The sequence below is a fragment of the Pseudomonas sp. GZD-209 genome, from assembly GCF_049310485.1.
GTDB classification, from domain to species: domain Bacteria; phylum Pseudomonadota; class Gammaproteobacteria; order Pseudomonadales; family Pseudomonadaceae; genus Aquipseudomonas; species Aquipseudomonas sichuanensis.
In genome coordinates this window covers 1-20,864 of record NZ_JBMOWQ010000187.1, presented here as the reverse complement: position 1 = coordinate 20,864, position 20,864 = coordinate 1, and the positions used below count along the sequence as shown (strand labels likewise).

Genomic DNA, 20,864 nt, shown 5'->3' with positions numbered 1-20,864 from the left:
ACCCCCTTCCCCCCTTTGTCTTTTGCGTGGTTTTGCGTTCCTTGTCCCCCCCCGCGATCGTTTCCGGCTTAGCGCTTGCCGCTCTTGACCATTTCCAGGAATGCCGGCATCGCCGCGTCCTTGTCCGCCACGATCCGCGCCATATGCGGGTTCTCGCGCAGCTTGTCGAGCAGCGCCCTGGCTTGCGGGAAGTCCTCCAGGAAGTCGATGTTCAGCACCTTCTTGCCCACCAGGCAGGCCAGGTCCACCGAGAAGCAGAACATCAGGTCGGCTATGGTCAGTTGCTCACCCGCCACATAAGGCGCGAACTTGCCATTGCGCTTGAGGGTGGCAAAGCCTGCCAGCAGGTCGGCCCGCGCCCGCTCCTTGATCAGCGGCTCCACCGCCGCGCCGAAGAACGCCTCGGCATAGCAGGTACGCGCTGGCAGCTCGATATACAGCTCGATTTCCCTGAGCAGCTCGCGGACCTTGGCCTGGCCGAAGGCATCGGCGGGCAGCAGCGCCTTGCCGGGCTGGGTCTGCTCGATGTAGTCGAGGATCACGCCGGTCTCGCTGAGAAAACCATGCTCGGTCTCCAGCACCGGCACCTTGCCGCGCGGGCTCACCGCCAGGGCCTGGGGCGCCTGGCCGCCGAAGAACAGCACCTCTTCGAACGGCAAGCCTTTCTCCAGCAGCGCCAGCTTGACCATGTTGTAGTAGTTGCTGACCGCGAATCCATGAAGCTTGAGCATTGAGACAGCCTCCAGGCCGTGTGGGGATGGCCGGGCTGTTATAGCGCCCTTCCCCAACCATGGCCAGCGTCATGGGCGCGGTCGATGGCCGGGCATTGCCGAAGCAGGCATGGCAAACTGTGCGCCTCACCACAGGAGCACCGCCATGAGCGAACCCCAAGACATCGACAGCAATGATGAAGAAGATTTCGCCGAGGCCACACTGACCCAGGCCATCGAAAACCAGATCGAAAGCGGCGAACCGCCCGCGGCCAAGGCCACGTTCAACAAGCTGACCCTGGTCGGCTACGAGCGTGAAGACATCCTCAACCTCATGGCCCACGTGCTGGCCATCGAGATCGACGCCATGCTCGACGAGGATCGCCCGTTCAACACCGAGTGGTACGAAACCGCCCTGCGCGCCCTGCCGGAACTGCCACCTGAGGCGGATCAAGGCGACATCGAGTAACCCTGACTACACTCCTGACTTCATCCTTGTCTGGAAGTCAGGAGTCGCCCTATGTCCCTCACCCCCGAACTGATCGCCGAACTGGAAGTGCTCGCCCTGTTCAACCTGGACAATCACCAGGAAGGCATCAAGGTTGGCAGCAACGCCTCCCCCGCCCTTATCGCCGCAGCCCAGCGTCTGTACGACAAAGAGCTCATCGACCAGCCTGATGGTGGCTACCTCACCAGCCTGGGCAACGATGCCGCCGAAAGCGTCCAGTTGCTCCTGACCATCCTCAAGACGCCACAGCCGGCCTGATTTCGCCAAGCCCGCCCTCACGCCTGGTGGGAGCGGGCTTGCCCCGCTATGCGCCGCAAACGGGCGCTGTAAATCTGACGCCAAAAAGCCAGCAACCCCTTATCCGACCGCACCACTCAGGCTAAACTCGCCACTGCTCCGCAGCCCGCCTGAGTGCGCAATGAACCACCCTCACGAAATTCGCCCCGACATCGCCCAAGGCATCGACCGCAAGGAGCTGTCGCGCCTGCGTGCACGCTTTCTGAAGGTCAGCCAGGGGCGCCTGGGGCGCGCCATGGAAGGGCTGTCGACGCGCCAGCAACAGGTCATCACGCTGTTGCCGCTGTTCTTCCACGTCAACCACCCACTGCTGCCAGGCTATGTCTCGGGTACTACGCCCGCAGGTGTCTCGGGCTTCGAGCCAGAGGCCGAATTGCTGGCCGAAGCCCAGCGCCTGACCCGCTCGTTCACCTACAAGGCCCGCCACGGCAACCCACCGCAACCGATCCACGGGCTGTTCCTGATGGGCAGCCTGGGCACCCTGGCCCAGGCCGAGCAAAGCGACATGGATGTGTGGGTGTGCCACGCTGCGGACCTGAGCGAACAGGCCCTGGGCGAATTGCGCCGCAAATGCCAGTTGCTCGAGGCCTGGGCGGCCAGCCAGGGGGCCGAGGTGCACTGCTTCCTCATCGATGCACAGGGCTTCGTCCAGGGCGCGCGTGACAGCCAGCTCAGCTCGGACGACTGTGGCACCACCCAGCACTACCTGTTGCTCGACGAGTTCTACCGCACCGCCATCTGGCTGGCCGGGCGTACCCCGCTGTGGTGGCTGGTGCCGGTCTACCAGGAGCACAACTACCGCGACTACACCCAGACCTTGCTGTCCAAGCGCTTCATTCGGGCCCGTGACGATATCGACCTGGGCCACCTGGCGCACATTCCCCAGGAGGAATACGTTGGCGCCGGGCTGTGGCAGCTGTTCAAGGGCATCGACTCGCCCTACAAGTCACTGCTCAAGCTGCTGCTCACCGAGGTCTACGCCAGCGAGCACCCACAGGTGCGCTGCCTGAGCCTGGACTTCAAGCAGGCGGTGTTCGCCAACCACCTGGAGCTGGACGCGCTCGACCCCTACGTGATGGTCTACCGGCGCATCGAAGCTTACCTGTTGCAACGCGGCGAAACCGCCCGCCTGGAACGGGTGCGGCGCAGCCTGTACCTGAAAGTGAACAAGAAGCTCAGCAACCTCGCCTCGCGCAGCGGTGGCTGGCAACGCCGCCTGCTGGCGAAGCTGGCCGAGGAGTGGGGCTGGGACGAGCGCCAACTGGCCCTGCTCGACAGCCGCAGCCAATGGAAGGTGCGCCAGGTGGCCGTCGAGCGCCGTGAGCTGGTGGCCGAACTGAACCACAGCTACCGCTTCCTCAGCGAGTTTGCCCGCACCCAACAGGCCGACAGCCGCGCCGACCCGCGCGAACTGAACGTGCTCGGCCGGCGCCTGTACGCCGCCTTCGAACGCCGCGCCGGGAAGATCGAAGTGATCAATCCTGGCATCGCCCCGGACCTGGCCGAAGACACCCTGACCCTGGTGCAGTCGGCCAACCGCAAGGAGCCCGGCACACATCACTGGGGGCTGTACAACGGCAACCTGGGAGTGCACGAATGGGAGCACTTCAGCCCGATCAAGCGCTGCCGCGAACTGCTCGAACTGCTCACCTGGGCCCACCGCAACGGGGTGATCGACAGCAGCACGCGGATTGCCTTGCACCCAGGTGTCAGCGATCTCAATGATTTCGAGCTGTTCAACCTGATCGGCAGCCTGCAGCAGAGCATCGTGCTGCCGCTGGAGACGGTCAGCGAAGCCCGCCTGCTGCAACCGAGCGTGGCCGACGAAATCCTTTTGCTGGTCAACGTCGCTGTCGACCCGCTGCGCCATCACCGCGACCTGAACATCCTGATGACCACCGAGCGCACCGACTCGCTCAGTTACGCCGGGGTGCGCGAAAACCTGGTGCTGACCCTCGACCAGATCACCCTCAACAGCTGGAACGAGGTGCTGGTGCAGCGCTATGACGGCGAGCATGCCCTGATGCGTTGCCTGCGCGACCACCTCAACAGCCTTGGCCGGCGTAACCACCGCCCGCGGGTGCGGGTGCGCTGCTACTGTCACAACCGCGCCCAGGCCATCAGCCAGCGGGTAGAGGAGATCTTCGCGACCGCGCAACGGCTGCTCGACCAAGGCCTCAACCACCGTTACCTGCTGCAGGTGGCCCAGCACACCCATGTCCTGGAGCTGCTGCCGGGGCAGGTCAGCCTGGCCACCCTCGACGACCAGGATGCCGTGCTGGCGGCACTGGGCGAGGTCCGCAGCGCCTACAGCCCACTGCATCTGGATGCCAACGCCCTGCAGGACCACGACCTGCCGCTGGTCCTCGAGCAAGGCCGACCAGGCTGTATCCAGGTGTTCTACCGCCTGCTCGATGGCTGGGCCGACCTGTATGTGCTGGATGAGCACAACGTCTTGTGGCAGCAGCGCGTGGCGTTGCAGGACGAGCAACACCTGTTGCTGCCACTGCATCGTTTTCTGCAGTCGATGGTGATCCGCCGCGATGCCCAACTGCCACTGGAGAGCCTGCAGCAAGCGTCGCTGGAGATCGCCTATTGCCAGTTGCTGCCCTCAGGCTTGGGCAAGGCTCGCAGCCTGGAGCCACGCCAGGCGCCGCTGGACGGCCGCAGCCAGCCTTACTACGAGGTCCAGGCGATTGTGCAGGGCGGTGCGGGCGGCGCCGTGCACGTCACGCTCTATTGCGATCAGCAGGAGTTTTCCGAGCTGGAACACGGCGACCAACTGTATGCCGTGGCCGCCCGGCAGATCCTGCGCCAGCGCCACAGCGCCGGCAGCTACCGCTGCTATATCACCGACCTGGACCTGTCCGATCTGCTGGGCGACGACCCAGGTTCGACGAGCCTGTGCCTGCGCTACAAGCGCGAGCTCGAGCAGGCCTTGAACGATGGCCTGGAGCAACTGCAGGCGGCGCTGGAGCCCTGAGGCCCAGGGGCCGCGTCAGAGGTCGAAATCACCCGCCGCTTCCGGCTGGTACTCCACGGCCAGCAGTTCGAGCTTGAGGGTCTTGCCACCGGGGGCCGGCCAGTCGATCTGGTCACCCACCGACAGCCCCAGCAACGCACAACCGATCGGCGCCAGGATGGAGACATTGCCTTCCGGGCCGGCATCCTTCGGATAAACCAGGGTCAGGTGGTAGTCCTTGCCGCTGGCGATCTCACGGCAGTGCACGCGCGAGTTCATGGTAACCACGCCAGCCGGCACCTCTTCGTGACCGACCACCTGTTCGGCGCGGTCCAGCTCGTCCTGCAGGGCGAGCACACCCGGGGTGCTTTCATCGAGGCTGTCGATCAGGCGCTCGAGACGCTGTACGTCCAATCGGGTGAGGGTGAGGGAAGGTTTGGTGCTCATGATCCAGTCAGACTCCTTTGAACAGGCAATTTGCTTGAGGCAGATAAAGCAAAACCCCGCCCAAGGGCGGGGTTTGTGAATGCTGTGGCGTCAGCGACGCAAGACCCGACACTACCACAGCAGGGCAAATACTCAAGCCCGCAGCATCAATGGGGTTATGCCTGGGCCCGCGCTTTCAGGGCCAGGGCCTCGCGGCAGATCTGCCGGCGCCGGTCGTCGTCGGCCGCCCGCCACTCGCGGATATGCTCGACATGGCGATGGCAGCCGGTGCAGACCTTGTGTTCATCGAGGCGGCACACGCTGATGCAGGGTGACGGCACGGCTGGGCTGACATTGCTGTACAGCGGCTTGGGGGGCCGAGGCTGGTCGCTCATGTCAGATTTCGTCGAAGTCCAGCTTCTCGCCGGCACGCTCCCAGACAATGCGCTCGAGCATCTCGCCGAGCAGCTCCTCGCTTTTCTCGCACACCCACTTGCCGCTCTCTTCGTCGTAGTCGAAGTGGAAACCGCCGGACTTGTCCGCCAGCCACAGTTGGCGCAGTGGCTCCTGGCGGCTGAAGATCAGCTGGCTGCCGTTGTCGAACTTGATGGTCAGGACACCGGCGGAGTTTTCCATGTCCAGGTCCAGGCCGCTCTCGTCGAACAGGTCTTCCAGGGCCTGTTGGGTCGCGTCGACCAGGTCGTGGAAACGCGCTTCGCTCAAACTCATGTGCATGGACCTCGAAAAATGGCTGCGTTGCAAGCAAGGCGGGGAAGATACGGGCGCCAGCAGTTGAATGCAAAGACTAGCGGATACCTGGGCCGGCCCCTTCGCGGGCAAACCCGCTCCCGCAACGTTCCTATGGACCGGGTTTACCCGTGACGGGGCCGGCACTGACAGCCCAAGAATAACGCCGCCCGGCGGGCCGGCCCTTGCATAGGCAATCGGGTGGTCGCTCGGTATACTCGGGCGCAATACTGCTTATTTCAAAGGATTTCACCAATGAAGCGCCTGATTTCCTCCCTCGCGGCGCTGGTCGCGGTTGCCTGCCTCGTTTCGGCCTGCGGTCAGAAGGGCCCCCTGTACCTGCCGGAAGACGGCAAGGACGGCAAAGGCCCGAGCAAGTCGCACCAGCAGCACAAGCACGCCCAGCCGGCCGAACAGCAAGACGAGCTGGAGCAGCCCGAGCAGTCTCCCGCGCAGTAAGGAAATCCCATGGATGCATTCAACTACCGTGGCGGCGAGCTGTTCGCGGAAGGGGTGGGCCTGTCAGCCATCGCCGAGCGTTTCGGCACCCCCACCTACGTGTATTCGCGCGCCCACATCGAGGCCCAGTACCGTAGCTATGCCGATGCCCTGCAGGGTGTCGAGCACCTGGTCTGCTTCGCGGTCAAGGCCAACTCCAACCTCGCCGTGCTGAACCTGCTGGCCCGGATGGGTTCGGGTTTCGACATCGTCTCCGGCGGTGAGCTGGAGCGCGTGCTGGCTGCCGGCGGGCGTGCCGATCGCGTGGTGTTCTCCGGTGTCGGCAAGACCCGCGAAGACATGCGTCGTGCCCTGGAAGTCGGCGTGCACTGCTTCAACGTCGAATCCACCGACGAACTCGAGCGCCTGCAAGTGGTAGCCGCCGAGCTGGGCAAGGTGGCCCCGGTGTCGCTGCGGGTGAACCCGGATGTCGATGCCGGCACCCACCCGTACATCTCCACCGGCCTCAAAGAGAACAAGTTCGGTATCGCCATCGCCGATGCCGAAGCCATCTACGTGCGCGCCGCGCAGCTGCCAAACCTGGAAGTGGTCGGCGTCGACTGCCACATCGGTTCGCAGCTGACCACCGTCGAGCCGTTCCTCGATGCGCTGGACCGCCTGTTGGTGCTGGTCGACCGCCTCGCCGAATGCGGCATCCACCTGCGCCACCTGGACCTGGGCGGCGGTGTCGGCGTGCGGTACCGCGATGAGCAGCCGCCGTTGGTGGCCGACTACATCAAGGCCATCCGCGAGCGTGTCGGCGACCGTGACCTGGCTCTGGTGTTCGAACCGGGCCGCTACATCGTGGCCAACGCCGGCGTGCTGCTGACCCGCGTGGAATACCTCAAGCACACCGAGCACAAGGACTTCGCCATCATCGATGCGGCGATGAACGACCTGATCCGCCCGGCCTTGTACCAGGCCTGGATGGGTGTCAGTGCAGTCAAACCCCGTGAAGGTGAAGGCCGTGCCTACGACCTGGTCGGACCGATCTGCGAGACCGGCGACTTCCTGGGCAAGGACCGCGTGCTGAACCTGGCCGAAGGCGACCTGCTGGCCGTGCAGTCTGCCGGCGCCTATGGTTTCGTCATGAGCTCGAACTACAACACCCGTGGCCGCTGCGCCGAAGTACTGGTCGATGGTGACCAGGCCTTCGAAGTGCGTCGCCGCGAAACCATCGCTGAACTGTTCGCCGGCGAAAGCCTGCTGCCGGAGTGAACCCATGCTGCTGCGCTTTACTAAAATGCACGGGCTTGGCAACGACTTCATGGTCCTCGACCTGGTCAGCCAGCACGCGCATATCCAGCCCAAGCACGCCAAGCAATGGGGTGACCGCAACACCGGCATCGGCTTCGACCAACTGCTGATCGTCGAGGCACCGAACAACCCGGACGTGGACTTCCGCTACCGGATCTTCAACGCCGACGGCTCCGAGGTCGAGCAATGCGGCAACGGCGCGCGCTGCTTCGCCCGCTTCGTGCTGGACAAGCGCCTGACCGCAAAAAAACGTATCCGCGTCGAAACCAAGAGCGGCATCATCGAGCTGGACGTGCGCAACGACGGGCAGATCTGTGTCGACATGGGCCCGCCGCGCTTCGTCCCAGCCGACATCCCGTTCATCGCCGATGAGCAGGCTTCCAGCTACCCGCTGGAAGTCGACGGCCAAGTGCACCAGATCGCTGCCGTGTCGATGGGCAACCCGCATTCGGTGCTGCGCGTCGATGACGTGCGCAGCGCGCCGGTGCACGAGCTGGGGCCGAAGATCGAGCACCATCCGCGCTTCCCGCAGCGGGTCAATGCCGGTTTCATCCAGGTCGTTGACCGCCACCGCGCCAACCTGCGGGTGTGGGAGCGTGGCGCGGGCGAGACCCAGGCTTGCGGCACCGGCGCCTGCGCCGCCGCCGTCGCGGCCATCGCCCAGGGCTGGATGGACTCGCCGGTGACCATCGACCTGCCCGGCGGGCGCCTGAGCATCGAGTGGGCTGGCCCCGGCCAGCCGGTATTGATGACCGGCCCGGCCGTACGTGTATTCGAAGGACAGGTTCGTCTTTAAGCGAGTAGCCGCCATGACTGAACAGCCGCACGTTGTACCCGAGCTCGACGCCGACGCGGTGGTCGCCTATCTGCGCGCCCACCCCACGTTCTTCGCCGAGCATGACGAGCTGCTGATCGAGCAGCGCATCCCCCACCAGCGCGGCGACAGCGTGTCGCTGGTGGAGCGCCAGCTCAAGCTGCTGCGTGACCGCAACATCGAGATGCGCCATCGCCTGTCGCAATTGATGGACGTGGCCCGCGACAACGACCGGCTGTTCGACAAGACCCGCCGGCTGATCCTCGACCTGCTGGATGCCGGCAGCCTGGAAGAAGTGGTGATGGCCGTTGAAGACAGCCTGCGCCAGGAGTTCAAGGTGCCCTTCGTCAGCTTGATCCTGTTCGGCGAGAATGCCGCGCCGGTCGGCCGCTGGGTGTCCGGCAGCGAGGCCCAGCAGGCCATCGGCGGGCTGATCGGTGGCGGCAAGACCATCAGCGGCAGCCTGCGCGAGCACGAGCTGGCCTTCCTGTTCGGCAATGATCAGCACAAGGAGGTCGGCTCCAGCGCCGTGGCCACCCTGGAGTACCAGGGCCTGCATGGCGTGCTGGCGATCGGCAGTCGCGACCCGCAGCACTACAAGAGCAGCGTCGGCACCCTGTTCCTCAGCTACATCGCCGAAGTGCTGGGCCGCGTGGTGCCACGCTTCACCCAGACGCTACGCTCGGTGCGCTGATGGAACGCCAGCTGGAGGCTTATTGCGCGCACCTGCGCAACGAGCGCCAGGTGTCCGAACACACTCTGCTGGCCTACCGCCGCGACCTGGAAAAGGTCATTGCCTACTGCAACAGCCAGGGCATTGGCGACTGGCCTGCGCTGCAAGTCCAGCAGCTGCGCCAACTGGTGGCGCGCCAGCACCATCACGGGCAGTCCTCACGCAGCCTGGCGCGCCTGCTTTCGGCGGTGCGCGGGCTGTACCGCTACCTCAACCGCGAAGGCCTGTGCCAACACGACCCGGCCGATGGCCTGGCGCCCCCCAAGGGCGAGCGGCGCCTGCCCAAGGTGCTCGACACCGATCGCGCGCTGCAGCTGCTCGATGGCGGCGTTGATGATGACTTCATCGCCCGGCGTGATCAGGCCATCCTCGAACTGTTCTACTCCTCCGGCCTGCGCCTGTCGGAATTGGCCGGCCTCGACCTCGAGTACCTCGACCTGGCCGCCGGGCTGGTGCAGGTGCAGGGCAAGGGCAGCAAGAGCCGCGTATTGCCGGTCGGGCGCAAGGCGCGCGAGGCGCTGCAGGCGTGGCTGCGCCTGCGCGGCATCGGCAGCCCCCAGGACGGCGCGGTGTTCATCACCCGCCAGGGCAAGCGCCTCAGCCCACGGGCCATTCAGTTGCGGGTCAAGACCGCCGGCGAGCGCGAGCTTGGCCAGCACCTGCATCCGCACATGCTTCGCCATTCCTTCGCCAGCCACTTGCTGGAATCGTCCCAGGACCTGCGCGCGGTGCAGGAAATGCTCGGCCACGCCGACATCAGCACCACGCAGATCTACACCCACCTGGACTTCCAACACCTGGCCGCGGTGTACGACAGCGCCCACCCCCGGGCCAAACGCAGCAAAGGCACAGACTCATGAGCATCAAGCTGATCACCTTCGACCTGGACGACACGCTGTGGGACACCGCACCGGTCATCGCCAGTGCCGAAACCGTCCTGCGCGACTGGCTCGCCGCCAATGCGCCGGTTCTGGGCGCGGTGCCGGTGGAGCACCTGTTCGCCATCCGTGAACGCCTGGTGCAGGCCGAACCCGGCCTCAAGCACCGCATCAGCGCCCTGCGCAGGCGTGTGCTGTTCCACGCCCTGGAAGAGGTCGGCTACAGCGAGAAGCACGCCCAGGAACTGGCCAACGAAGGCTTCGAGGTGTTCCTCCATGCGCGGCACCAGGTCGAGGTGTTCCCCGAGGTGCAGCCGGTGCTGGAGATCCTGCGCCACCAGTACATGCTCGGGGTGGTCACCAATGGCAACGCCGACGTGCGCCGGCTCGGCTTGGCGGACTACTTCCGCTTTGCCCTGTGCGCCGAGGACCTGGGCATAGGCAAGCCGGATCCGGCACCGTTCATGGAGGCCTTGAAACTGGGTGGCGTGGACGCAGGGGCAGCGGTGCACATCGGCGACCACCCGGGCGACGACATCGCCGGGGCACAACGGGCCGGGTTGCGCGCGGTGTGGTTCAACCCGCAGCACAAGGCCTGGAGCGGCGAGCAGGCGCCGGATGCCGAGATCCAGCGGCTGTCGCAGTTGCCCGAGGTGCTGGCGCGCTGGCGCTGAGCGTGACCGTGGGAGCGGCGGTGCGCCGATGCGACTTGCCCCGCGATTTCGATGATTAAGCGGACATCGCAATCGCGGGGCAAGCCCGCTCCCACGGTGAACAGCCGCGTTCTTTCAGCCACAAAAAAGCCCGCAGCGACGGCGGGCTTCTTTGCTTTCAGCCACTCAGATAGGGCGGCTGCCGTACTTGTTGTCCGGCTTCTTGGGCGGGTCGGCGACCACATTGGCCTCGACTTCCTGCACCTTGCCACCGCGCGAAAGAAACTCTTCCATCGCCTTGGCCAGGGCATCACGCTCCTTCTGCTTGGCTTCCATGCTCGGCATTTCGTCTACCGAAACAGCCGCCTTGGACTTGCCCTTGGCGGTCGGCGCAGGGCTGCTGTCGTCATCGCCAGCATCTTCCGCACCATCGTCGGCTGCCGCTTCGAGGCCTTCATCAGCCTCGTCTTCGTCACCTACTTCGAGGTCATCATTTTCCAGATCGTCGTCGCTCATGTTCTACCTCATGACTTGCGAAAAGCAGGTTAGTTATAGACCGGTGCGACCGTAGACGGCAGTCACCGGTGAAAATTCAACTGGCCGTGGGTTGGCCACTGCCTCGGGTATCCACCCCCTGATGGGAGGCCCGGCACCCAGCAGACCCTGCTCCTGGCAAGGCCTGACAAAACTGTTCTGACCCTGGCTGGCCACAGGCTACTGCAAGCCTAGCAAAGGGTGGCGAAGTGTGCGGGTTACTCGTCCCACACCCTTCGGCGCGCATTCTAGCGCGCTCGCAGAAAAAGCAAAGCACCAGAAACGCCCAATGACTTGTAAGTTTTCTGCCCGGGTCGCGAACAGGACAGCGAAACCGTTTGCCGGGCGTAAAACGGCAAACTACAGGCAAAAAAATGCCCGGCGAACCGGGCAAGATTTCCAGCGTGGCGGTCACAGGTTGTAGCCGCGCTCGTTGTGTTGAGCCAGGTCGAGGCCGACCGACTCTTCTTCTTCGCTGACCCGCAGGCCCATCACCAGATCCAGCACCTTGAGGATCACGTAAGTGACGATGGCGGTGTAGACCACGGTGAACAGCACACCTTTGGCCTGGATCCAGAACTGCGCGGCGATGTCGGTGACCGCGCCGAAGCCGCCCAGGGCCGGTGCTGCGAACACACCGGTGAGCAGCGCACCGACGATGCCACCGATGCCGTGCACGCCGAAGGCGTCGAGCGAGTCGTCGTAACCCATCTTGCGCTTGAGGCTGGTGGCGCAGAAGTAGCAGACCACGCCCGAGACCAGGCCGATCACCAGCGCGCCCATCGGGCCGACGGTACCGGCGGCCGGGGTAATGGCGACCAGGCCGGCGACCACACCCGAGGCGATGCCCAGGGCGCTCGGTTTGCCGTGGAAGATCCACTCGGCGAACATCCAGCCCAGGGCAGCGGCGGCGGTCGCGATCTGGGTGACCAGCATGGCCATGCCGGCGGTGCCGTTAGCGGCCGCCGCAGAGCCTGCGTTGAAGCCGAACCAGCCGATCCACAGCATGGCCGCGCCCATCAGGGTGTAGCCCAGGTTGTGCGGCGCCATCGGCGTGGTCGGGTAGCCTTTGCGCTTGCCCAGCACCAGGCAGCAGACCAGGCCGGCGATACCGGCGTTGATGTGCACCACGGTGCCGCCGGCGAAGTCCAGTACGCCCCAATCCCACATCAGCGCACCGTCACCGCTCCAGACCATGTGCGCGATCGGCGCATAGACCAGGGTGAACCACACGCCCATGAAAATCAGCATGGCCGAGAACTTCATGCGTTCGGCAAAGGCACCGACGATGAGCGCCGGGGTGATGATGGCGAAGGTCATCTGGAAGGTGATGAACACCGCTTCAGGGAACAACGCAGTGGCAGAGGTCAGGCCCGACGGCGTGACGCCGTTGAGGAAGGCCTTGGAGAAGCCACCGATAAAGGAATTCAGGTTGAGTACGCCCTTTTCCATACCTGCGGTATCGAATGCCAGGCTGTAACCGTAGATAACCCACAGGATGCTGATCAGCCCGGTGATGGCAAAGCACTGCATCATCACCGACAGCACGTTCTTGGAACGCACCATGCCGCCGTAGAACAGGGCCAGGCCCGGGATGGTCATGAACAGGACCAGCGCCGTCGAGGTGAGCATCCAGGCGGTGTCGCCGGAGTTGAGCACCGGGGCGGCAGTTTCCTCGGCCAGGGCCAGCCCTGGCATTACGAGGGACAATAGGGCTCCTAGCCCTGCGATCTTACGCAGAGTCATGTTGTTTTCTCCTGGGGCGTTGGGTTTGGTGAGGCTTTTTTGTAGCGTTTAGATCGCGTCGGTATCGGTTTCGCCGGTACGGATGCGGATCGCTTGCTCCAGATTGACCACGAAAATCTTGCCGTCACCGATCTTGCCGGTGTTGGCCGCCTTGGTGATGGCCTCGATCACCCGATCAAGGTCTTTGTCGTCGATGGCGACATCGATCTTCACCTTGGGCAGGAAATCGACCACGTATTCGGCGCCGCGATACAGCTCGGTGTGACCCTTCTGCCGGCCGAAGCCTTTGACTTCGGTCACGGTGATGCCCTGCACGCCGATTTCCGACAGCGACTCGCGCACGTCGTCCAGCTTGAACGGCTTGATGATGGCAGTGACTAGCTTCATGAAACTCTCTCCCGATTTGGTGGACTTGCCCCAGGAAAACAAACCCGTCTCAAGTCTAAGCGCAGCGCCTGGCTTTGTAACGCGTCGTCGGCTCCATCCTCCCCGCCGCGACACCTTGTGGCGGTGACCGAGGGCCTTACCACTGGGCTACGCACTGCCTGGTCACAGCGGACCGCATCAGTGCATGGCTCACCGAGGTCTTTGCAGAAACCTTGCCAGCTCCGGGAAAACGCCAGAAAACAGGTAGTTGCGTGAAACAGTCGGGATTGGCCAGTCGCCAGCAGGGAAAAGCTGCACAACTTCGGTGCGCGACCTTTGGCCGCCCTGCGCAAAAAGTGTGCAGGGCAGACCGTGAAAAGGGGCGTGATACACTGCTGCCCTTTCACCCATCAACGGATAGCCTGACATGCTCGCGCCCAAAGCCCTTCTCGATGCCCTGAGCGACCAGGCCTCGCGCCTGTTCAGCGGCGACACCGCTCAGCCCCGCGCCGAACTGGAGAGCCAGTTCAAAGTGCTGATGCAGGGTGCCTTCAGCAAGCTCGACCTGGTCAGCCGCGAGGAGTTCGACAGCCAGATGGTGGTATTGGCCCGCACCCGCGCCCGCCTTGAAGCGCTGGAGAAGCAGTTCGCCGAACTGGAAGCGCGGATCGCGCCAGCGCCAGCATCAGAGCAATAATCATCCCGTCTCTGGAGCGGCCCTGCCGCTCCTGCAGGCAGCGCACCCTGCCGTTGGAGTTTCCAACATATAATTGCGCTGATTAAACCAGATGAAACTTAATTCAGTTTCACCTTGCGGGTTGACTTGCCCGCTATGCTTTGCATAAAGTTCACCCGCCCTGAAAACCGGGCCTTTATTTCAACTCACGAAGAATTCAATGGACACAGTATCTAGTCGCTGCCTGGCCGCCCCTGGCTGTCAGGCACTTGAACCGGAACTCCGGGCCCGCCTCCCTGGCTGGGCAAGCCGCGCCAGAGCCTGATGCTCCGCCGTAGCTTGCCGCCTCGGGTGCCAGCCCGGTCGGAGGCAAGCTCATGAACCTCATCACCTTTATCCGTACACACCTGCACGCCCGCCTCGGTGCGCTGCACGCCTGTGCCCATGCGGCCCCGCCGCCCTTCCCCGCCCCCGTCGCGCGTGGCTCTCGTCTGCGTGCCGCCTGGCTATTGCAACCTGGCAAAGGCTGCCTGCGCCTGCACTGGCATGCCGACGACGGCCAGGAACCGCCGAGTCGATGGCGCGCCTTGTTGTGTTTCGGCTGACGGGCGCGTCGCCACTTACCTATTGAATTGCCACCAATAAGACACGAACTTTTCATCATTAAAGTTCGCGGGGTTCTTATTGCCTGAAAGTTACCAGAGGAATAACGACACCATGGACTCAGCCAGTAGAAAGTTCGCTGCCGACATTAACTCCGGCACGCGCCAGCGAACGTTCAACCGCCGGAAAGACAACGTTATTTACCGATCGAATGATCGCGGCCCGAAACACGCGCACTCACCCGCCCAACCGTGAGTCGACTGTGTTTCGTGCCGCCTCCTGCGGCAGGAGCACAGCCCGATGACCGTCAAAGACCGCAACACCTCCACGACTCCGGACGCTCGCCTGTCCATGCGCGCCGCCCGTGAGGCGCGCAACGGCCTGGCCGTCACCCTCGCCAACCTCGACGCCAGCGAGCTCGGCCTGACCGAGCACGAAGCCGCCAAACGCCTGCAGCGCGATGGCGCCAACGAAGTCGCCCACGACAAACCGCAACCGGCCCTGGTGCAACTGCTCAAGGCGCTGCACAACCCCTTCATCTATGTACTGCTCACCCTCGCCGCCATCAGCTTCGTCACCGACTACTGGCTGCCGCTGCGCGCCGGTGACCTCGACGACCTCGACCTGACCAAGGTGATCATCATCCTGACCATGGTCAGCGTCAGCGGCCTGCTGCGTTTCTGGCAGGAATACCGTTCGAGCAAGGCGGCCGAAGCACTCAAGGCGATGGTCCGCACCACCGCCACGGTGCTGCGTCGCGAGCGCCACGACACCCCCGCGCAGCTGCGCGAAGTGCCCATGAACGAACTGGTGGCCGGCGATATCGTGCAATTGGCCGCTGGCGACATGATCCCTGCCGATATCCGCCTGATCGAGTCGCGCGACCTGTTCATCAGCCAGGCCGTGCTCACCGGCGAAGCGCTGCCGGTGGAAAAGTACGACACCCTCGGCCACATCGCACCGAAGTCCGCCGCCGACAGCGCCACTGACGAAGGCAGCCTGCTCGACCTGCCGAACATCGGCTTCATGGGCACCAACGTGGTCAGCGGCCGCGCCCGCGCCGTGGTGGTGGCCACCGGCAAGCGCACCTACTTCGGCTCGCTGGCCAGGGCAATTGCCGGCTCGCGCAGCCAGACCGCCTTCGACCGCGGCGTGAACAGCGTCAGCAGCCTGCTGATCCGCTTCATGCTGGTGATGGTGCCGGTGGTGTTCGTGCTCAATGGCGTGGTGAAGGGCGACTGGAGCGATGCCTTCCTGTTCGCCCTGGCCGTGGCCGTGGGCCTCACCCCGGAAATGCTGCCGATGATCGTCAGTGCCAACCTGGCCAAGGGCGCCGTGGCCATGGCCAGGCGCAAAGTGGTGGTCAAGCGCCTGAACGCCATCCAGAACTTCGGTTCGATGGATGTGCTGTGCACCGACAAGACCGGCACCCTCACCCAGGACCGCATCATCCTCGAACACCATGTCGACCCGAGCGGCCGCACCGACCCGCAACTGCTCGAGCTGGCCTGGCTCAACAGCCACCACCAGAGCGGCGTGAAGAACCTGATGGACCAGGCCGTGCTGCGCTTCGCTGGCGAGAACAGCGGCTTCCAGCCGCCCTACGCCTACGCCAAGGTCGACGAATTGCCCTTCGACTTCATTCGCCGGCGCCTGTCGGTGATCGTCAAGGATGCGCTCGGCGATCACCTGCTGGTCAGCAAAGGCGCGGTCGAGGAAATGCTCGCCATCGCCACCCATGTAGAAGATAACGGCCAGCGCATCCCTCTCGACGAGGCCCAGCGCCAGCAACTGCTGGCCAGCGCCAGCGCGTTCAACCAGGACGGCTTTCGCGTGCTGCTGATCGGCACCCGCGAAATCCCCGCCACCGAGCGCAAGGCCCAGTACAGCACCGCTGACGAGCGCGGCCTGGTGATCCGCGGCTTCCTGACCTTCCTTGACCCGCCCAAGGAAACGGCTGGCCCGGCCATTGCTGCGCTGCGTGACATGGGCGTGAAGGTGAAAGTGCTGACTGGCGACAACCCCGTGGTCACCTGCAAAGTTTGCCGCGAAGTGGGCCTGGAGCCCGGCCAGCCACTGCTTGGGCAGGACATCGAGCGGCTGGACGACGCCCAACTCAAGGCGCTGGTCGAAGAACGTACGGTATTCGCCAAGCTCACCCCGTTGCAGAAGTCGCGGGTGCTCAAGGCGTTGCAGGCCAACGGCCACACCGTCGGTTTTCTCGGCGACGGCATCAACGACGCCCCTGCCCTGCGTGACGCCGACGTGGGCATTTCGGTGGACAGCGGCACCGACATCGCCAAGGAATCGGCCGACATCATCCTGCTGGAAAAGAGCCTGATGGTGCTCGAAGAAGGCGTGCTCAAAGGCCGCGAAACCTTCGGCAACATCATGAAGTACCTGTGCATGACTGCCAGTTCCAACTTCGGCAACGTGTTTTCGGTACTGGTGGCCAGCGCCTTCATCCCGTTCATGCCGATGCTGGCGATCCACCTGCTGCTGCAGAACCTGATGTACGACTTCTCTCAGCTGTCGCTGCCCTGGGACCGCATGGACAAGGAGTTCCTGCGCGAACCGCGCAAATGGGATGCCCGCAACATCGGCCGCTTCATGCTGTGGATCGGGCCTACCTCGTCGATCTTCGACATCACCACCTTCGCCCTGATGTGGTACGTGTTTGCTGCCAACAGCGTGGAGATGCAGGCGCTGTTCCAGTCCGGCTGGTTCATCGAAGGGCTGCTGTCGCAGACATTGGTGGTGCACATGCTGCGCACCCGCAAGGTGCCGTTCCTGCAGAGCACTGCGGCGCTGCCGGTGATCCTCGCCACGGGCCTTGTGATGTGCCTGGGTATCTACATCCCGTTCTCGCCACTGGGGGCGATGGTCGGGCTGGTGCCGCTGCCGTGGCAATACTTCCCTTGGCTGGCCGCCACCCTGCTGGGTTACTGCCTGGTGGCGCAAGGCATGAAGACCCTGTACATCCGCCGCTTCGGCCAGTGGTTCTGAGGGGGGCGTATGCGTGTACTGATCTGTGCGGGGCGCAACTACGCCGACCACCAGCGCTGCCGTCGGGCGCTGGACGAACTGCAGCGCCAGCAACCGATCCAGGTGCTCATACACGGCGGCAGCCAGTACCTGGGTGGCGATATCGAAGCCTGGGCGCGGGAGCACGGTGCGGACATCGTCCGCTACCCGCCCAACTGGCAGTTGCACGGCAAACTGGCTGAGCGTCTGCGCAACGCTTTCATGCTGCGTGACAGCCGGCCTGACCTGGTGCTGGCTTTGCCGGGCGCAGACGATACCGAGGAGCTACTGGCTCGGGCGCGGGGTGAAGGGGTTGCGGTGGTGTGCGGCAGGCAGCCTCGCCGCTAGGTGAGGCTGCGGAAAAACCTCGACGCACTCTTTCCAGCGTGCCCGCCAGGGACACCACTATGCTTTGCCGGGCCGCAGGATGCGGCCTGAATTACGCGAACACGGAGCGCCCATGTCCCTCGCCCTCGTCCACAGCCGCGCCCAGGTGGGCGTGCTGGCACCCGCCGTCAGTGTCGAAACCCACCTGGCCAACGGCCTGCCGTCGCTTACCCTGGTCGGTTTGCCGGAGGCCACGGTCAAGGAAAGCAAGGACCGGGTACGCAGCGCCATCGTCAACGCCGGGCTGGATTACCCGGCCCGGCGCATCACCCAGAACCTCGCCCCGGCCGACCTGCCCAAGGACGGTGGGCGCTACGACCTGGCCATCGCCCTGGGGATCCTCGCCGCCAACGGCCAGGTGCCGGTGGCCGCGCTCGAAGACATCGAATGCCTGGGGGAACTGGCCCTGTCCGGGGCGCTGCGGCCAGTGCAGGGTGTGCTGCCCGCCGCACTGGCGGCACGCGAAGCCGGGCGGGCGCTGGTGGTGCCACGCGAGAACGCCGAGGAAGCCAGCCTGGCCAGCGGGCTGGTGGTGTACGCGGTGGGGCATCTGCAGGAGCTGGTGGCGCACCTGAGCGGGCAACTGCCGCTGCCACCCTATGCGGCCAACGGCTTGCTGCTGGAACAGCGGCCCTACCCTGACCTCAGCGAAGTACAGGGCCAGACAGCCGCTAAACGTGCCCTGCTGGTGGCGGCTGCCGGTGGGCACAACCTGTTGTTCACCGGGCCGCCCGGCACCGGCAAGACCCTGCTTGCCAGCCGCCTGCCCGGCCTGCTGCCACCGCTGGACGAGCGCGAGGCGCTGGAGGTGGCGGCAATCCGCTCGGTCAGCGGCCACGCACCGCTGGACAGCTGGCCGCAACGGCCGTTTCGCCACCCCCATCACTCCGCCTCGGGCCCGGCACTGGTCGGTGGCGGTAGCCGCCCGCAGCCGGGCGAAATCACCCTGGCGCACCATGGCGTGCTGTTTCTCGATGAACTGCCAGAGTTCGAGCGGCGCGTGCTGGAAGTGCTGCGCGAGCCGTTGGAATCGGGCGAAATCGTGATCGCCCGGGCCAGGGACCGGGTGCGCTTCCCGGCACGCTTCCAGTTGGTGGCGGCAATGAACCCCTGCCCCTGCGGCTACTTTGGCGACCCCACCGGCCGTTGCCGCTGCAGCCCCGAGCAGATCCAGCGCTACCGCAACAAACTCTCCGGCCCCCTGCTCGACCGCATCGACCTGCACCTGACGGTGGCCCGGGAGAATACCGTGCTCGATAACCAACCCAGTGGCGAAACCAGCGCCAGTGTCGCCGCTGTCGTGGCCGAGGCCCGTGCGCTGCAGCAACGTCGCCAGGGCTGCGCCAATGCCGTCCTCGACCTCAACGGCCTGCGCCGGCATTGCCTGCTGACATCGGCCGACCAGGCCTGGCTGGAAACCGCCTGCGAACGCCTCACGCTGTCGCTGCGGGCGGCCCATCGCCTGCTCAAGGTGGCGCGTACGCTGGCGGACCTGGAGCAGGCCGAGGCCATTGCCCGGGCTCATCTGGCCGAAGCGATGCAGTACCGGCCAGGCAGCTGACGGGCCATGCACAGGGTCAATCTTCTCCATAGCTGAAATATATTTTGCGCACTAACTATTTGCGCTCAATATTCATCTCACGCAGCAAGCAGTCGCCAAGCCCATTCAGCACATCCTGGAGAACGATCATGACCCTTCGCACAATCCTTGCCCTCGGCGTTACCACCCTGGCCATCAGCACCAGCGGCGGGGCCTTCGCCACCGAAACCAGCGCTTACCGCTACGGGATGAAGCTGGACATCGCCCAGGTGGTCACCGTCGAGGCGCCCAGCGCCGTTGAGGGCCACACCAGCACCGCCATCCTGACCTACCGCGACAGCAACGGCCAATTGCAAGCCGTGAGCTACAGCCAGCCCACCACCCTTGCCAACCAGAACTGAGCCGCCGGCTCGTACGCAGAGGAACCCGCACATGAAACTGTCCCGCACCCTGACCGCTGGCTTGCTGGCCCTGGCCGTGAACAGCGCCTTCGCCGCCGGCAGCCCTGGCGTCGAACGCAACACCCAAGGCTTCCTCGATGCGCTTGCCGCAGGCGGCGGCAAGCCGCTGGAAACCCTGGCGCCGAAAGACGCACGCGCCGTACTGAGCGGAGCCCAGGCCGGGGTGAAAGTCGATGTGTCGGGTATCCGCGTTGAGCGCCGGACCATTCAGGCCGACGGCCAGCCATTGCAGATCCGCGTGGTACGCCCTGAGGGCGCCACGGGCGAACTGCCAGTATTCATGTTCTTCCACGGCGGTGGTTGGGTGTTGGGCGATTACCCCACCCACGAACGGCTGATCCGCGATCTTGTGGTCGGCTCCGGCGCAGCGGCGGTATACGTCGACTACACGCCATCGCCAGAAGCGCAGTTCCCCACCGCGATCAACCAAGCCTATGCCGCTACCCGCTGGGTCGCCGAGCATGGCCAGGAAATCGGCGTCGACGGCAGCCGCCTGGCGGTCGCCGGCAACAGCGTCGGCGGCAACATGGCTGCGGTGGTGGCGATAAAGGCCAAGGAGGCCGGCACGCCGAAGCTGCGCTTCCAGGCGCTGCTGTGGCCGGTGACCGATGCCAACTTCAACAACGCTTCCTATAACCAGTTCGCCGAGGGCCACTTCCTGACCCGCAACATGATGCAGTGGTTCTGGAACAGCTACACCACAGACCCGCGTCAGCGCGACGATATCCATGCCTCGCCGTTGCGTGCCAGCCTGGAACAACTCAAGGGCCTGCCACCGGCCCTGGTACAGACCGCCGAAATGGACGTGCTGCGTGACGAAGGCGAAGCCTACGCCCGCAAGCTCGACGCCGCCGGGGTGTCGGTGACTGCGGTGCGCTACAACGGCATGATCCATGACTATGGCCTGCTCAATGTGCTGAGCACCGTACCCGCTGTCCGCAGTGCCATGGACCAGGCGGCACAGGCCCTTAAAACGCATCTGCAGTAAGGGGGTGGTGCGAGGACACTCACCCCACCGCCCACCCCGAAGAGGGGTTCCACACA

Annotated in this window: 23 protein-coding genes; 16 read left to right on the top strand and 7 right to left on the bottom strand. The window is 64.7% G+C overall.

What is annotated here, in order from left to right; all coding sequences use genetic code 11:
- Nucleotides 1–68 precede the first annotated feature (68 nt).
- Nucleotides 69–731: a glutathione S-transferase gene (locus tag ACO6VM_RS20210; protein ID WP_390966460.1), complete on the bottom strand. Its 663-nt coding sequence runs from the start codon at nt 729–731 to the stop codon at nt 69–71.
- 145 nt (nt 732–876) lie between these two features.
- On the opposite strand from ACO6VM_RS20210, the gene ACO6VM_RS20205 reads away from it, so the two are divergent.
- The 3 genes from ACO6VM_RS20205 (at nt 877) to ACO6VM_RS20195 (ending at nt 4,498) form a co-directional block, all read left to right on the top strand.
- On the top strand, nt 877–1,179 hold the full coding sequence (locus tag ACO6VM_RS20205; RefSeq protein WP_401057462.1) for a hypothetical protein: 303 nt from the start codon (nt 877–879) through the stop codon (nt 1,177–1,179).
- 51 nt (nt 1,180–1,230) lie between these two features.
- Entirely contained in the window at nt 1,231–1,476 is a 246-nt protein-coding gene (locus ACO6VM_RS20200; protein ID WP_401057461.1) for a TIGR02647 family protein, read from the top strand.
- Nucleotides 1,477–1,636: 160 nt separating this feature from the next.
- Nucleotides 1,637–4,498 carry a class I adenylate cyclase gene (locus ACO6VM_RS20195; RefSeq protein ID WP_401057460.1) on the top strand — a complete coding sequence of 954 codons (2,862 nt, stop codon included), beginning with the start codon at nt 1,637–1,639 and terminating at the stop codon, nt 4,496–4,498.
- Nucleotides 4,499–4,513: 15 nt separating this feature from the next.
- Here the strand turns inward: ACO6VM_RS20195 and rnk are convergent, their stop codons facing one another.
- The 3 genes from rnk to cyaY all read right to left on the bottom strand — a co-directional run bounded on the left by rnk (nt 4,514) and on the right by cyaY (nt 5,632).
- Entirely contained in the window at nt 4,514–4,924 is a 411-nt protein-coding gene (rnk, locus tag ACO6VM_RS20190) for a nucleoside diphosphate kinase regulator (RefSeq protein WP_125462126.1), read from the bottom strand.
- Nucleotides 4,925–5,079: 155 nt separating this feature from the next.
- Nucleotides 5,080–5,298, bottom strand: coding sequence for a DUF1289 domain-containing protein (locus tag ACO6VM_RS20185; RefSeq protein WP_125462125.1), 219 nt, complete (start codon nt 5,296–5,298; stop codon nt 5,080–5,082).
- A 1-nt stretch (nt 5,299) separates the two neighbouring features.
- Nucleotides 5,300–5,632, bottom strand: coding sequence for an iron donor protein CyaY (gene cyaY / locus ACO6VM_RS20180; RefSeq protein WP_125462124.1), 333 nt, complete (start codon nt 5,630–5,632; stop codon nt 5,300–5,302).
- Between the two features lie 273 nt (nt 5,633–5,905).
- Here cyaY and lptM point away from each other — a divergent pair, with 273 nt between their 5' ends.
- Genes lptM through ACO6VM_RS20150 form a run of 6 tightly spaced genes read left to right on the top strand, consistent with a single transcriptional unit; the run spans nt 5,906 to nt 10,504 of the window.
- Nucleotides 5,906–6,109 (top strand): LPS translocon maturation chaperone LptM, encoded by a 204-nt coding sequence (gene lptM / locus ACO6VM_RS20175; RefSeq protein WP_125462123.1) that lies wholly within the window; start codon nt 5,906–5,908, stop codon nt 6,107–6,109.
- Nucleotides 6,110–6,118: 9 nt separating this feature from the next.
- Complete coding sequence (gene lysA, locus ACO6VM_RS20170) at nt 6,119–7,366, top strand: diaminopimelate decarboxylase (RefSeq protein ID WP_401057459.1); 1,248 nt, start codon at nt 6,119–6,121, stop codon at nt 7,364–7,366.
- A 4-nt stretch (nt 7,367–7,370) separates the two neighbouring features.
- Entirely contained in the window at nt 7,371–8,201 is an 831-nt protein-coding gene (gene dapF, locus ACO6VM_RS20165) for a diaminopimelate epimerase (RefSeq protein WP_125857047.1), read from the top strand.
- A 13-nt stretch (nt 8,202–8,214) separates the two neighbouring features.
- Nucleotides 8,215–8,913 carry a DUF484 family protein gene (locus ACO6VM_RS20160; protein WP_125857046.1) on the top strand — a complete coding sequence of 233 codons (699 nt, stop codon included), beginning with the start codon at nt 8,215–8,217 and terminating at the stop codon, nt 8,911–8,913.
- Nucleotides 8,913–9,812, top strand: coding sequence for a tyrosine recombinase XerC (xerC, locus tag ACO6VM_RS20155; RefSeq protein WP_401057458.1), 900 nt, complete (start codon nt 8,913–8,915; stop codon nt 9,810–9,812). Before ACO6VM_RS20160 ends, xerC begins: the two co-directional genes overlap by 1 nt.
- Complete coding sequence (locus tag ACO6VM_RS20150) at nt 9,809–10,504, top strand: HAD family hydrolase (protein WP_390966473.1); 696 nt, start codon at nt 9,809–9,811, stop codon at nt 10,502–10,504. The genes xerC and ACO6VM_RS20150 overlap by 4 nt, the downstream gene beginning before the upstream one ends.
- Before the next feature lie 165 nt (nt 10,505–10,669).
- On the opposite strand, the gene sutA is transcribed toward ACO6VM_RS20150, so the two are convergent.
- From sutA to glnK, 3 genes are all read right to left on the bottom strand, one after another.
- On the bottom strand, nt 10,670–10,999 hold the full coding sequence (sutA, locus tag ACO6VM_RS20145; protein WP_056794110.1) for a transcriptional regulator SutA: 330 nt from the start codon (nt 10,997–10,999) through the stop codon (nt 10,670–10,672).
- A 429-nt stretch (nt 11,000–11,428) separates the two neighbouring features.
- Nucleotides 11,429–12,763 carry an ammonium transporter gene (locus ACO6VM_RS20140; RefSeq protein WP_401057456.1) on the bottom strand — a complete coding sequence of 445 codons (1,335 nt, stop codon included), beginning with the start codon at nt 12,761–12,763 and terminating at the stop codon, nt 11,429–11,431.
- A 48-nt stretch (nt 12,764–12,811) separates the two neighbouring features.
- Nucleotides 12,812–13,150, bottom strand: a complete 339-nt coding sequence (glnK, locus tag ACO6VM_RS20135) for a P-II family nitrogen regulator (protein ID WP_002555808.1) — start codon at nt 13,148–13,150, stop codon at nt 12,812–12,814.
- 406 nt (nt 13,151–13,556) lie between these two features.
- Between glnK and ACO6VM_RS20130 the strand changes: the two genes are divergently transcribed.
- From ACO6VM_RS20130 to ACO6VM_RS20100, 7 genes are all read left to right on the top strand, one after another.
- Entirely contained in the window at nt 13,557–13,826 is a 270-nt protein-coding gene (locus ACO6VM_RS20130) for an accessory factor UbiK family protein (protein WP_125462116.1), read from the top strand.
- 356 nt (nt 13,827–14,182) lie between these two features.
- A complete protein-coding gene (locus ACO6VM_RS20125) occupies nt 14,183–14,410 on the top strand; it encodes a hypothetical protein (protein WP_401057455.1) in 228 nt (75 codons plus the stop codon).
- A 298-nt stretch (nt 14,411–14,708) separates the two neighbouring features.
- Nucleotides 14,709–17,414, top strand: coding sequence for a magnesium-translocating P-type ATPase (gene mgtA / locus ACO6VM_RS20120; RefSeq protein ID WP_422403720.1), 2,706 nt, complete (start codon nt 14,709–14,711; stop codon nt 17,412–17,414).
- Nucleotides 17,415–17,423: 9 nt separating this feature from the next.
- Nucleotides 17,424–17,780: a DUF2493 domain-containing protein gene (locus tag ACO6VM_RS20115; protein ID WP_401057453.1), complete on the top strand. Its 357-nt coding sequence runs from the start codon at nt 17,424–17,426 to the stop codon at nt 17,778–17,780.
- 112 nt (nt 17,781–17,892) lie between these two features.
- Nucleotides 17,893–19,380, top strand: coding sequence for a YifB family Mg chelatase-like AAA ATPase (locus ACO6VM_RS20110; protein ID WP_422403719.1), 1,488 nt, complete (start codon nt 17,893–17,895; stop codon nt 19,378–19,380).
- 128 nt (nt 19,381–19,508) lie between these two features.
- Complete coding sequence (locus tag ACO6VM_RS20105; RefSeq protein WP_422403718.1) at nt 19,509–19,760, top strand: DUF2790 domain-containing protein; 252 nt, start codon at nt 19,509–19,511, stop codon at nt 19,758–19,760.
- 31 nt (nt 19,761–19,791) lie between these two features.
- Entirely contained in the window at nt 19,792–20,808 is a 1,017-nt protein-coding gene (locus ACO6VM_RS20100; RefSeq protein ID WP_422403717.1) for an alpha/beta hydrolase, read from the top strand.
- Nucleotides 20,809–20,864 lie beyond the last annotated feature (56 nt).

Bases quoted from the DNA above. Each gene is read 5' to 3' on its own strand.
- sutA (WP_056794110.1), bottom strand. From the start codon at position 10,999: ATGAGCGACGACGATCTGGAAAATGATGACCTCGAAGTAGGTGACGAA.
- ACO6VM_RS20110 (WP_422403719.1), top strand. From the start codon at position 17,893: ATGTCCCTCGCCCTCGTCCACAGCCGCGCCCAGGTGGGCGTGCTGGCA.
- ACO6VM_RS20140 (WP_401057456.1), bottom strand. From the start codon at position 12,763: ATGACTCTGCGTAAGATCGCAGGGCTAGGAGCCCTATTGTCCCTCGTA.
- glnK (WP_002555808.1), bottom strand. From the start codon at position 13,150: ATGAAGCTAGTCACTGCCATCATCAAGCCGTTCAAGCTGGACGACGTG.
- ACO6VM_RS20185 (WP_125462125.1), bottom strand. From the start codon at position 5,298: ATGAGCGACCAGCCTCGGCCCCCCAAGCCGCTGTACAGCAATGTCAGC.
- lptM (WP_125462123.1), top strand. From the start codon at position 5,906: ATGAAGCGCCTGATTTCCTCCCTCGCGGCGCTGGTCGCGGTTGCCTGC.
- ACO6VM_RS20105 (WP_422403718.1), top strand. From the start codon at position 19,509: ATGACCCTTCGCACAATCCTTGCCCTCGGCGTTACCACCCTGGCCATC.
- ACO6VM_RS20195 (WP_401057460.1), top strand. From the start codon at position 1,637: ATGAACCACCCTCACGAAATTCGCCCCGACATCGCCCAAGGCATCGAC.
- xerC (WP_401057458.1), top strand. From the start codon at position 8,913: ATGGAACGCCAGCTGGAGGCTTATTGCGCGCACCTGCGCAACGAGCGC.
- lysA (WP_401057459.1), top strand. From the start codon at position 6,119: ATGGATGCATTCAACTACCGTGGCGGCGAGCTGTTCGCGGAAGGGGTG.
- ACO6VM_RS20100 (WP_422403717.1), top strand. From the start codon at position 19,792: ATGAAACTGTCCCGCACCCTGACCGCTGGCTTGCTGGCCCTGGCCGTG.
- rnk (WP_125462126.1), bottom strand. From the start codon at position 4,924: ATGAGCACCAAACCTTCCCTCACCCTCACCCGATTGGACGTACAGCGT.
- ACO6VM_RS20200 (WP_401057461.1), top strand. From the start codon at position 1,231: ATGTCCCTCACCCCCGAACTGATCGCCGAACTGGAAGTGCTCGCCCTG.
- mgtA (WP_422403720.1), top strand. From the start codon at position 14,709: ATGACCGTCAAAGACCGCAACACCTCCACGACTCCGGACGCTCGCCTG.
- ACO6VM_RS20205 (WP_401057462.1), top strand. From the start codon at position 877: ATGAGCGAACCCCAAGACATCGACAGCAATGATGAAGAAGATTTCGCC.
- cyaY (WP_125462124.1), bottom strand. From the start codon at position 5,632: ATGAGTTTGAGCGAAGCGCGTTTCCACGACCTGGTCGACGCGACCCAA.
- ACO6VM_RS20210 (WP_390966460.1), bottom strand. From the start codon at position 731: ATGCTCAAGCTTCATGGATTCGCGGTCAGCAACTACTACAACATGGTC.
- dapF (WP_125857047.1), top strand. From the start codon at position 7,371: ATGCTGCTGCGCTTTACTAAAATGCACGGGCTTGGCAACGACTTCATG.
- ACO6VM_RS20160 (WP_125857046.1), top strand. From the start codon at position 8,215: ATGACTGAACAGCCGCACGTTGTACCCGAGCTCGACGCCGACGCGGTG.
- ACO6VM_RS20115 (WP_401057453.1), top strand. From the start codon at position 17,424: ATGCGTGTACTGATCTGTGCGGGGCGCAACTACGCCGACCACCAGCGC.
- ACO6VM_RS20150 (WP_390966473.1), top strand. From the start codon at position 9,809: ATGAGCATCAAGCTGATCACCTTCGACCTGGACGACACGCTGTGGGAC.
- ACO6VM_RS20130 (WP_125462116.1), top strand. From the start codon at position 13,557: ATGCTCGCGCCCAAAGCCCTTCTCGATGCCCTGAGCGACCAGGCCTCG.
- ACO6VM_RS20125 (WP_401057455.1), top strand. From the start codon at position 14,183: ATGAACCTCATCACCTTTATCCGTACACACCTGCACGCCCGCCTCGGT.